Origin of the sequence: Niastella vici, assembly GCF_002077945.1 — a bacterium.
GTDB classification, from domain to species: domain Bacteria; phylum Bacteroidota; class Bacteroidia; order Chitinophagales; family Chitinophagaceae; genus Niastella; species Niastella vici.
Map to the genome: position 1 here is coordinate 26,971 of NZ_LVYD01000086.1, position 11,250 is coordinate 38,220.

11 protein-coding genes and 1 riboswitch are annotated in these 11,250 nt (G+C 43.2%); of the genes, 7 read left to right on the forward strand and 4 right to left on the reverse strand.

The window, feature by feature from the left end; genetic code table 11:
- Positions 1-31: 31 nt before the first annotated feature.
- Positions 32-1,525 (reverse strand): trypsin-like peptidase domain-containing protein, encoded by a 1,494-nt coding sequence (locus A3860_RS33760; RefSeq protein ID WP_081154941.1) that lies wholly within the window; start codon positions 1,523-1,525, stop codon positions 32-34.
- Positions 1,526-1,791: 266 nt separating this feature from the next.
- A complete protein-coding gene (locus A3860_RS33765) occupies positions 1,792-2,790 on the reverse strand; it encodes an acyl-CoA reductase (protein WP_081154942.1) in 999 nt (332 codons plus the stop codon).
- A 114-nt stretch (positions 2,791-2,904) separates the two neighbouring features.
- Between A3860_RS33765 and A3860_RS33770 the strand changes: the two genes are divergently transcribed.
- The 5 genes from A3860_RS33770 (at position 2,905) to A3860_RS33790 (ending at position 6,688) form a co-directional block, all read left to right on the forward strand.
- A complete protein-coding gene (locus A3860_RS33770) occupies positions 2,905-3,252 on the forward strand; it encodes a 4Fe-4S dicluster domain-containing protein (RefSeq protein WP_081154951.1) in 348 nt (115 codons plus the stop codon).
- Positions 3,253-3,568: 316 nt separating this feature from the next.
- Entirely contained in the window at positions 3,569-4,561 is a 993-nt protein-coding gene (locus A3860_RS33775) for a D-alanine--D-alanine ligase (protein WP_081154943.1), read from the forward strand.
- A gap of 4 nt (positions 4,562-4,565) precedes the next feature.
- Positions 4,566-5,402 (forward strand): PASTA domain-containing protein, encoded by an 837-nt coding sequence (locus A3860_RS33780; RefSeq protein ID WP_245843689.1) that lies wholly within the window; start codon positions 4,566-4,568, stop codon positions 5,400-5,402.
- Between the two features lie 20 nt (positions 5,403-5,422).
- Positions 5,423-5,731 (forward strand): rhodanese-like domain-containing protein, encoded by a 309-nt coding sequence (locus A3860_RS33785; RefSeq protein ID WP_081154944.1) that lies wholly within the window; start codon positions 5,423-5,425, stop codon positions 5,729-5,731.
- A 165-nt stretch (positions 5,732-5,896) separates the two neighbouring features.
- Positions 5,897-6,688 carry a PASTA domain-containing protein gene (locus tag A3860_RS33790; RefSeq protein WP_081154945.1) on the forward strand — a complete coding sequence of 264 codons (792 nt, stop codon included), beginning with the start codon at positions 5,897-5,899 and terminating at the stop codon, positions 6,686-6,688.
- Between the two features lie 78 nt (positions 6,689-6,766).
- Here the strand turns inward: A3860_RS33790 and A3860_RS33795 are convergent, their stop codons facing one another.
- Positions 6,767-9,196, reverse strand: coding sequence for a TonB-dependent receptor (locus tag A3860_RS33795; protein WP_081154946.1), 2,430 nt, complete (start codon positions 9,194-9,196; stop codon positions 6,767-6,769).
- A 60-nt stretch (positions 9,197-9,256) separates the two neighbouring features.
- Positions 9,257-9,361, reverse strand: a riboswitch (TPP riboswitch).
- Between the two features lie 102 nt (positions 9,362-9,463).
- On the opposite strand from A3860_RS33795, the gene A3860_RS33800 reads away from it, so the two are divergent.
- Complete coding sequence (locus A3860_RS33800) at positions 9,464-10,171, forward strand: head GIN domain-containing protein (RefSeq protein WP_158085444.1); 708 nt, start codon at positions 9,464-9,466, stop codon at positions 10,169-10,171.
- Positions 10,172-10,200: 29 nt separating this feature from the next.
- Here A3860_RS33800 and A3860_RS33805 read toward each other — a convergent pair whose 3' ends face one another.
- Positions 10,201-10,467, reverse strand: coding sequence for a hypothetical protein (locus A3860_RS33805; protein ID WP_081154948.1), 267 nt, complete (start codon positions 10,465-10,467; stop codon positions 10,201-10,203).
- 368 nt (positions 10,468-10,835) lie between these two features.
- On the opposite strand from A3860_RS33805, the gene A3860_RS42395 reads away from it, so the two are divergent.
- Positions 10,836-10,970 carry a toxin-antitoxin system HicB family antitoxin gene (locus A3860_RS42395; protein ID WP_394334801.1) on the forward strand — a complete coding sequence of 45 codons (135 nt, stop codon included), beginning with the start codon at positions 10,836-10,838 and terminating at the stop codon, positions 10,968-10,970.
- Positions 10,971-11,250 lie beyond the last annotated feature (280 nt).

The window sequence follows — 11,250 nt, forward strand, 5'->3', positions numbered from 1 at the left end:
GGACCCTTTGTCGTCTTTTATCTGTAAGTTCTTAGTTGCCCATGTTGATAATGATGGGATATACACCTTCATAACCAGGATATACACCTTCGAGCTTCACAGTTCCTGTTGCGGCTTCCAGCACCTTTCTCAGGTCTTCTGTATTGTTAATGTCCTTGTTATTGGCTTTGGTGATCACATAACCTTCCTGAATACGCACCTTGCTCAATAAGCCACGTGGTGAAATAGATTTTACCATAACCCCACCTTTAATATTTAACTCTTTTGCGTCGTCCTTGCTTACTGTTTCCAGTCCGGCCCCTAATTTATCGAGCACAGAATTCTTAACTACATCGTTGGTGCCGTTCATGTTCTTTAAAATAAGGGAAGATGTATACTCTTTACCCTCGCGCTGGTAGGTAAGGCTGATCTTGTCGCCAGGGCGGTAAGTGGCAATTTGGCCAATAAGGTCGGCGCCTCTTACGATAGGTGTACCATTGATCTTGGTGATCACATCACCTTTTTTGATACCGGCAGTCATAGCCGCACTACCGTCTTTTACCGACATTACATATACACCACCGTCGTCCTTAATGCCATTCTGTTTTTTATCTTCATCGCTGATATTATCTTTTGGATATTCAATACCCAGGTAGGCTCTTTGAACGGTTCCGAATTTAATAAGGTCAGCAACAACCTTCTTTACAATATTCACCGGAATGGTAAAAGAATAACCGGCATAAGCGCCCGTAGGAGAGGCAATGGCTGAGTTAATACCAATGAGTTTACCATCAGTGTTAATGAGCGGGCCACCACTGTTACCGGGGTTAACGGCCGCATCGGTTTGAATGAACGATTCAACCGGATTGATGCTTTGACGGCTGTTGATATCGAGCGATCTTCCTTTAGCACTTACGATACCTGCAGTAACGGTTGTTTCCAGCGTTAAGGGATAACCTACAGCCAGTACCCACTGACCAACTTTCACGTCGTCTGAGTTACCATATAACAGGAAGGGTAAACCTTTTGCGTCGATCTTGATAACGGCCAGGTCACTGCTGGGGTCTGCCGCAACGACCTTTGCTTTAAATGATTTTTTGTTATTCAGCATAACGGTGATGTCATCGGCGCCATCAACCACGTGGTTGTTGGTAACAATGTAACCGTCTTCACTGATTATTGCGCCTGAACCGGAGGCCATTTGCGGAATAGAGCGGTATTTATCGCCAAAGAAATCATCCAGGTCGGGGAACAGGTCGCCGAAAGGATTGTTCCGGGGCAGGTTATTGCTTACTGTACGGGTAGCTTTTGTTTTAATATGCACTGTAGCCGGTATGGATGCATCTGCTGCAGCTACAAAATCAACCGCACCCTGTCCTGTTGTGCCATTGAAGCCGGCATAATTAGCCGGGATCTTACCACTATCACTACCATCCTTTTGGTAAACGTAAGTATTATCATGGCTAAAATGATTGTACCCCCACATTGTAACTCCGGTAGTAGAGGCACTAATGAGTACAATTGCCAGTATTTGTTTCCACTTCATAATCGTTATAAATTTTTATGCGTTTTTTTACTTGTTCAAATTATATGCCTGACGACAACAAATTAACGTCAGGAAAAATAGGAAACCAGCGCTGATAATCCGGTTTAACAATTAATTTACTAAAGTCTTCGTACTTCGCTTCTCAAATTTACTAAAAGTAAGGAGGAATAGCTAAAAACCAACGGCCCGGCGGGGGAAAGTTAAAAATTTTATAAGTGATCAATTGTACGCTAAATGCAATATTTACAGGCTGTTTTGTCAGGTTTTTATAATTCCAGCAAAAATTTCATGACATCGATGCCGTCGGCATAATCGGTGAGGGAAGGCTGCTGGGCTTTCCCGAAACCGGTATGGTGGCGCCCAACAATACATTGCACATTGGCATTGCTTTTAAGCGAATCGTACACCTGCCCGGCATTTGAATAATATTCATAATTCAGCTGGCTGATGGGGGAGAACAGTTCCTTGTTCTCGTTCAGCAGAATTGACTCGTTGGACATATAATACTGCTTGTTCAGCAACATTACCGCCAGTATGTAATCATAGTTGTGTTTGTATTTATGAAACTCGCTGAGGTGATCGTATTTTCTGAAGGCGTTCAGCAGGGGAACGAAATCATACTGTTCGGGCACGTACAGTTTGGTTACGTTGCGGCAACCCAGGCCAAAGTACTGGTACACATCATCGGCGAGTTTGTTCAGTTCCTCAGGCGTTTCTTCACCCGTTAAAACAGCTACCGAGGTGCGGTTACGGCGAATGATATGCGGGTATTTGCTGAAATAATATTCAAAATAACGGGCCGAGTTATTGCTGCCGGTAGCAATATAGACATCGCAATTTTTCAGCATTTCTGCAAATGCGATCAGGGGGCGGGTGGCTTCGTCCCATTGGTACAATTGCTCAACCAGGTGCCTGAGCAATACATCGTCTTTTGAAGAAGGTTTTATGGTTTGCCGGTGACCGGTAATGAAAGCGCATAAAAAATCGTGAAAACCAACCAGGGGTATATTACCGGCCATAATAATACCTATATTTTTAGGGGAATTGTTTTCGGCCTGAATGGCATACTGGCTGGCCCAGGCGGTCAAAAGCTCTTTTTTCAAAAAGGCATGGGCTATATTCCGGGTAGCCAGCTCAATAAATTCGGGGGTGAACCAGCTGTTCTGCAGGCTGGCTTTCTGTTTGGTTGCCTGCCAGTTATCGTTATCCTGTAAAATATATTCACCTAGCCGGTTCAATAAAACGATTCGTTGTTGTAAATTCATTCCACCTTATATTTGTCGTGCAAAAATAGAGTTATTCAATTCACGAACCTGCTGCTGCTTGTTTGCCTTTTGGGCAAATTATGGAAGAAAAGCAGGGTTAAAATTCAGCAAGTTATGGCTATAAAAATCACTGAAGAATGTATTAACTGCGGAGCCTGCGAACCCGAGTGTCCGAACAATGCGATATATGAAGGTGGGGTAGAATGGAGGATTGCAGATGGCACTACTGTAAAAGGATCATTTGTTTTATTGGATGGAACTGTAATTGATGCTGATACGGCGAATGCGCCCGTTAGTGTAGATACGTATTATATTGTTCCCAATAAGTGCACCGAATGCCAGGGTTTTCATGAAGAACCGCAATGTGCAGCTGTTTGCCCGGTTGACTGTTGTGTACCTGATGATATGTACAAGGAAACAGTAGAAGAACTGATGGCTAAAAAAGAAAAACTGCACGTTTAATAGAAAGTTGGGAAGCCGGTAAAGGCCGCCTGAACTGCATTTTACGTAAGGACTGCAGCCTTTATTTGGTCAAAAAAAATTTGGATGGAAGCCAATAGATTTCCTACCTTTCTATAAGAATAGTAATGTAGCCTAAGTGCTACTTGTAAGTGGCGGGTGATATTTCCTGCCGTATTGAGGTGAAGGATTAACGACCTTCACCTTTTTTATTGGAATAAAGCATTTTTTAACACCCTTTCTCATACAAATACCTGCTTATGTAGTTTCCGGCTTCCGTTGTTTTTCGTTTATTTGTGCAAAATTTTCCAACCATTACATGAAGCCCAATATTGCCTTTGTTACCGGTGGGTACTCCGCAGAAGCTGAAATTTCCTATAAAAGCGCGCTTACTATTGAAAAGAATATTGATACAGACAAGTTTTGTGTCTATAAAATTGATATAACCCCCCAGGGCTGGTTTTATGATGCCGGCAATGGCAAAAAGCTGACCGTTGACCGCAATGACTTTTCCCTGACCATTGATGGTAAAAAATTAACATTTGATGCGGTCTTGATCGGTATACATGGTACGCCGGGTGAAGATGGCCGCCTGCAGGGCTATTTTGACCTTACTGGATTACCTTATACCTCTTGTGATTCAGCGACTTCGGCACTTACATTTAATAAAAGATATACAGTGGCCGTAGCGGCCTTTGCTGGCATAGATGTTGCCAAATCTGTACATATTTTTAAACACAGTCCGGTTACGCCCGAACAGGTTCTTACCCAGTTAAGCCTGCCGGTGTTTGTAAAGCCCAATAACGGCGGTTCAAGCATTGGGATGAGCAAGGTGAACGAAGCCAAAGACCTGGCCGGTGCCCTGGAAAAAGCGTTTAAAGAAGATGATCAGGTACTGGTAGAAGAGTTTATTGCGGGTCGTGAGTTCACTATCGGCGTATTTAAATCAACGAAAGGCATCATTACGTTGCCGATCACCGAAGTGAAGTCGAAAAAAGATTTCTTTGACTACGAAGCAAAGTACCAGGGGTTGAGCGAAGAAATTACCCCGGCCCAGGTTGATGAAGCCATAGCTGAAAAAGTGCGCAGTACCGCCAAAAGAGTGTATGAGTTGTTCAATTGCCGTGGTGTAATACGCATTGATTTTATATACAACGAATCAAAACAGGCTCCGTATATGCTGGAGATAAATACAGTACCGGGGCAAAGTGAGGCCAGCATAGTACCGCAACAGGTACGTGCCATGGGCTTAACGTTGAAAGATTTTTATTCAGCATTGATCGAAGATGCGCTGGAAAGGAGAAGTAAGTAGTAAGATGACAACCGACGTTTCGCGAACAAAAAAACAAACAGATACCACCTTGTTTAAATTCATGACAGGGAAACCCCTTTGGGTACACATACTAACAGGAATAGGCCTTGTTATTTTACTGGTAGTGGTGTTCCTGCAATCGCTTCACTTTATTACCAGGCATGATAAAACCCTTACCATTCCTGCCGTAACAGGTAAATCGTATGCAGAAGCCAGGCAAATACTGGAAAGCAAAGGTTTTGACGTTGAATTACAGGATTCCATCTTTAACGATACGGCCCGGCCTTTATCGGTGTTAAGACAATTCCCTGATGCCGAAGCAGTGGTAAAAGTGAACCGCACGGTATACCTTACCATCAATAAGGCGGTAGCGCCGATTATTGAAATGCCCAACCTCGAAGGGTTGAGCTTTCGCAGCGCCCAGATCGCTATGGAACAATACCGGTTGAAACTGGAAGACACGCTGTACCGGGCTGACTTTGCAAAGAATTCAGTACTGGAGCAACAATATAATGGCGATCGTATAAAAGCCGGTACAAAAATTCCGGAGGGAAGCAAAATAACTTTGGTGCTGGGCAGCGGGTTGGGCAATGAGAATTTTAGTGTGCCCGATCTCGTTGGGTTAACATACAATGATGCAAAGGTATTGCTGGAGTCGAACGGGTTGAATGTGGGTACAGTGATACCTGCCGTTGACCCGAATGCCTATGTTGGCCGGCAGAGTCCCGAACACATGACACCCGATGGCCGCATTAACCGTATTCGTCAGGGTCAGAGTGTTGATCTTTGGTTGCAACCCGATAAACCGGTAAAGGCGGAAGCAGAGCAACAGGAACAATAAAATTATTTAAATATCATTTTATGCAAAATATCACTATTGAAGAAGTAAAAGAGCGTCTTGACAGAGGCGAACAGTTACACCTGGTTGATGTGCGGGAACCACATGAGCGCGCCGAATTCAATATCGGTGGGGCACATATTCCCCTGGGACAGGTGCAAATGATGCAGGTTGATGAGTTGAATAACCTGAAGAACGAAGAAGTGATCGTGTATTGCCGCAGCGGTAACCGCAGCGGACAGGCGGCCATGATCCTGGAAACGCTTGGCTTCACCAATGCCAAGAATTTGGCAGGCGGAATGATGGCCTGGCAATCGAAGTTTGGTCAGTAAGCAGTGGTCAATGGTCAATGGTGAATGGAGTCTCCTAATTTTGGAATTCATGTTTAGTTCGGAATCTCGAAAATCGCGAGCTATTCACCATTCACCACTTACAATTGACGCTTTGTGCACAAGTGAGATCTGTATCCTGATTTTTTAATTTAATCAATATCACCTGTGTTTAAATTCATTACCGGAAAACCATTGTGGGCGAATATCCTGTTGGGTATTGGCATTTTGCTTGTATTGTTTTTTATTTTCTTTCAGTCATTATCCTGGATCACCCGCCACGATAAATCCCTGGCCGTGCCGGCTGTAACCGGCAAATCGTATGAGGAAGCCAAAAAAATACTGGAAGCGCAGGGATTTGAGGTAGAAATTCAGGACACGGTATTCAACGATACTGCAGCGCTGTTATCGGTAGTTAAGCAATTTCCCAATGCGGAAACAACAGTAAAGATGGGGCGCGTGGTTTATCTTTCTATAAACCGCGATGCCGCGCCTGATATTGACATGCCTAACCTGGTGGGGCAAAGTTTTCGCGCTGCCCAGATTACCATGCAGCAACAGAAGTTGAAGCTGGAAGACACTATTTATAGACCCGACCCATCTCGCTTTGTGCTTGAGCAGCAATACAAAGGCCAGCCTATTAAACCAGGTACCAAAATACCGATGGGTAGCGGCATTACGCTGGTAATTGGGCTTGGAATGGGCACTGAAGAAATTGAAGTACCCGATTTGATCGGTCTTACGTTGGATGAAGCTAAAGCTGCCCTGGGAGAAAGCGGATTGAATATAGGCACCGTGCTGCCAGCAGGTTCCGATGGTAACCAGTATGTATACAGGCAGGAGCCGGCTCATTTAATGCCTACGGGTAATGTACGGCGCATTAAAGAGGGACAGGTCATTGATCTTTTTGTACAGGGCGATAAGCCAGTGCGGAAAGATAGTACAGGTGCGCAGCCGTAAGGATCAGAACATTAGTTTTATCAATAAGAAAAGCCCTACCGATGCATCGGTAGGGCTTTTACATTAGGTTCTTTTTAGTTACAACTTCACATTCAACCCGATCATAAAATTGGTGCCCGCCATGGGGTAATAAAAGTTTTCGGTGATCACTTTTCCGTCATACTGGTAGCTGTAAGTATAACCATTGGGCTCATACTTTTTATTGAACACATTGTTTACCTGAACTATGAAGGTGCTTTCTTTAAACAATGTTTTCCGCAACGTATAACTTATGCGGGCATCCTGCACATAATATGGATCGAGGCTTCTGTTTTTATTGGAGGTATTATCGAGGTACTGACGGCCGGCATATTTCGCAGGCAAACTGATCTCAACATTATTACAGGGAATTATATTCAATATACCCGAAGCAATGATAGCAGGTGAAAAAGCAATGTCGGTATTGCCATGGGGAATGGCTTTTTGTGCGCTGCTGTCGTAATTATCATAATATTCAGTAAAGTTTTTGATCTGGTTTTTGCTAAGCGTAATATTACCGGCAGCATTGAGCCATTGAGTGAACCGGATAGCTCCCTGCAATTCTATACCAAGCCGGTAACTGTTAGGAACGTTTGTGCGGGTATAGGCGCCCACATCATTGATCTTGCCCGATAATACCAGTTGATCTTTATACTGCATATAATAAAGCGTGGCGCCCCAACTGTAATCACTGTTTTTCTCTTCCACGCCCAACTCAAAATCATGCAATTTTTCAGCCTTTGGTTGTTGGTTGATGCCTGCTTCAAAATCATCGCGGTTGGGTTCTTTCTTCCCTTGCGAATAAGAAGCGTATATCTGGTAATTGTTTTTGGCGTAAACAAAACCTGCTTTTGGATTAAAGAAATCCCAGGTGTTATGCAGCTTTAAAGCAGGGTTGTCTTTAAACCCGCCAATGTAATACAGTACGCGGCGGTATTGCAGATCAACAAATGCCTGCAGGTTATCTGCTATCTTCACCTGGTATTTGGCATAGGCATTCACATCTGTTTTATAAGCATCTTTATTATACCAGCGGTAATTGTTGGGAATTCCACCCATAGCCGACCAAATCACATTGCCATAATGTTTGCCATCATACCGGTTCCAACCACCGCCTACGATGAGTTGATTTGTGTTGTCTTTGTATTGAATAGAAAATACCTGGCCGTAAAAATAATTATCCAGCCATTGCTGTTGAACCAGGTCGGTTGAACGGATGGTGTCGGAGCCGGTCACCAAATCGTTCAACCCATAATCGGCATATGATCTTACCGGTTTATATTCTTCATAATAACCCTTTCCGCGTGATAAAAAGAACGCGGTATTAACAGCCAGCCTGCCATTGAGATCGTGATTGATGAATAACTGATAATGGTCTTGCTGATAATTATCGGTTTGATTGCCGTACGTGAAATAATTATATTTTCTGGGGTCGCTTTTAAACAGGTTTAATGAATCCTGCTGTGTGTAATATAATGGACCGAGGTTGTTATAATAATGAGCAAGCAGGGCCGAATCATTGTTCCTAAGTTTGGCTTCGGGAATACCGTTCCAGGCCTGGTATGTTTTTTCATTGCCCGAGAACACGTTCATGCGAATGGAGGTGTTCTTGTTTAAATAAGCGGCAGATAAATAAAATGATTTCAGGGTGCTGCTGGCGCGATCGATAAAACCATCGCTGGAAACTTTAGAGAGGCGGGCATCTATTGTAAAATGATCGGCGATCAATCCGCTTCCGGCCTTCACCGTATTTTTCCAGGTATTGAAGGAACCGTAAGTATTATTTATTTCAGAATAAGGTGTGGTATTGGTTTCATTGGTGCTCAGGTTTATGGTAGCGCCAAAAGCAGCGGCGCCGTTTGAAGAAGTACCAACGCCCCGTTGCACCTGAATGCTGTTCACTGAAGAAGTGAAATCGGGCAGATCGACAAAGAAAGTGCCCTGTGATTCAGCATCGTTATAGGGAATACCATTGAGCGTAACATTGATACGCGTGGCATCGCTGCCCCGGATGCGGATGCCGGTATAGCCAACCCCATTACCCGCATCGGAGTTCACAACAACCGATGGCGTTTGATTCAGGATAAAGGGCAGGTCCTGACCCAGGTTCAGCTTTTCGATCTCTTTTTTTGAAAGATTGTTTTTGGTGAAAGGCGCCTTATCATCGGCACGGGTCGCTTTAATTTCAACAGGTTGTAAAAATAGGTTCAACCGGTTCAATTTGATGTCAATGGTATTACCTGATGCAACGGGCTGGTCGGCCGATTGAAAACCTATTGAAGTAATATGAAGAGTATAATTACCCGGTTTAACTTTTTTGAATTCGAATACTCCCTTGTCGTTGGTAAGTGTCGACAATCCATTACTCAATTCTACGGTGGCGGAGGCAATAGGAGTTGAGGATGCCGCATCTGTTATTTTGCCACTGATCTGAGCAGTGAGGCAATGAGTGAATAACAGGTAGCAAATCCCCAAAATCATTTTTTTCATGTAAGACTGTTTTGTTGAAAAAATGGTTTTTGAGAAATGCTGCGAAAGTGAAGCGTAGGCGAATGATGGAACTACCTTCCCTGCGCAGGCATTACCCTGATCAGGTTCTACGGGTATTATCTCAGCCGGCCCGCCAATGGCGGGAAAGCACCCCGGGGAATCTGAAATTCTCTGTTTTGAAAAGAGCCGACAAAGATACGAACATTATTTTTTTAAGAATATTGTAACATATTGGCCTCCTGGCCCGTTCAACAGCAAATGAGCAGTATGTTCAAGCGCCTGATAATACCTATGTTGTTATTAATCAACCTCATGGCTACTGGCCAGGAGAAGGTTTTTCATGATGCCAATGCCCAAAAGCGCCAGGCAGAGAATTTTCAGTCTATTAAGGTGGGGGATGGTATTGATCTGTATATAATGCAGGGAACTGAGGAAGGAGTAGTGGTAAGTGCTACGGAAATTGCCCATCGCGATAAAATGAGAACGGTGGTAGAAAATGGCGAGCTAAAGATCTACCTGGAAAAGGGTTGGAACTGGCATAACAAAAAGCTGACTGCGTATGTGGCGGTAAAAACGCTTAATAAATTGCGGGCCTCGGGTGGTTCGGATATTATTATTCAGGGTGAATTAAAAACTGATAAGCTGAACCTGGTATTAACAGGTGGCAGTGATTTTAAGGGACAAATAGCGGTTACAGATCTTACTATAAACCAGAGCGGCGGTTCTGATGTACATGTTAAAGGCAATGCAGTGAATGTAAAAGTGGACGCAAATGGAGGCAGTGATTTCACCGGTTATGACTTAACCGCAGAATATGCGATCATTCAAGTCAGTGGCGGAAGCGATGCTTCTATAACAGTCACCAAAGAAATGGCAGCTGAAGCCAGTGGCGGCAGTGATGTGAATTATAAAGGCAATCCGGTGATGAAATATAAATCAGCCAGTGGTGGTGGCAGTGTTACAAAAAGAGGATAAATATATTATTTATAAAATATATTACTTGTTTATACATCTTTAAAGAATTCTTCGGGTTTTATATCTAATCCATGTAACAGCTTCAGGAAAGTGCTTAAGTACATATCGCCCCCGGCTTCATAGCGGGTCATAGCGCTTCTTGAGATATTAATTTCGTACGAAAAACTTTCCAGGGTTGTTCTTGCCAGTCGTTTATTCTTTAGTGTTTTCCCAATTTTATTTAGCATCTTCTCGGTTTCTGCAGCGGATAATTCCTGTGCTATAGGCCTGCGGGCCGTGGCTCTACGTTTTCGCATGTACGCAATTAAGATAGGATTCCCTTATTTTAAAATACTTGAAAAGGGGCGCTAAGATATATGTCTTATAATAAATGTCCTTAAAAAAGTACAGGGAAGTAAAAAAATAGTAACTTCAATAATGGAAAGTATTGTTAAATAATAATTGAATTATTTAATATCAGTTATACCAGACTGTTTGCGGTAGTTTACCTTATCTCCACCCACAAAATCAATTTGCACAAAACACTATATCCCGGAAGGGCGAAGGGAAATTATTTTTCTCTCATGATGTTCGAAGTATAAAAGGAAAAGGCGATGAACGACCTGTCCGCCAGCCGGCGGATGGGTTTTTTTGTTTTTGGTCAATTTAATACTGGAATGTTCGCATAGGAGCCGAAATGCATAGAGATGCCGCTTTATACGCAGCCATGAATAATATTTCTCTTAATGATTTTGTAAAAACTGCGATTGATTTTGCTTTAATTAATAAGGAAGGGATCAATAAATTTCTTCATCGCTAATAGTTTGTGATAGTAGTTGAAAATTTTATGGCATAAGTTCGCAACCTGTCTCGTCCATTGTTTTTTTGGCTGATAGCAGTCATTAACTTTATGATATAAGTTTGCAACTTAGGCCCCAATGTTCGCAACATTGACCCCAATGTTGCGAAGTTTCACCTCAACCTTAAAAACTTTCCACAAGAAGTTGCGAACAAGCGCCCCATCATTTGTAACAAGTGTCCCATCGTTTGCAACAAGTGCCCCATCGATTACAACAAGGGTCCCATCGTTTGCAACAAGT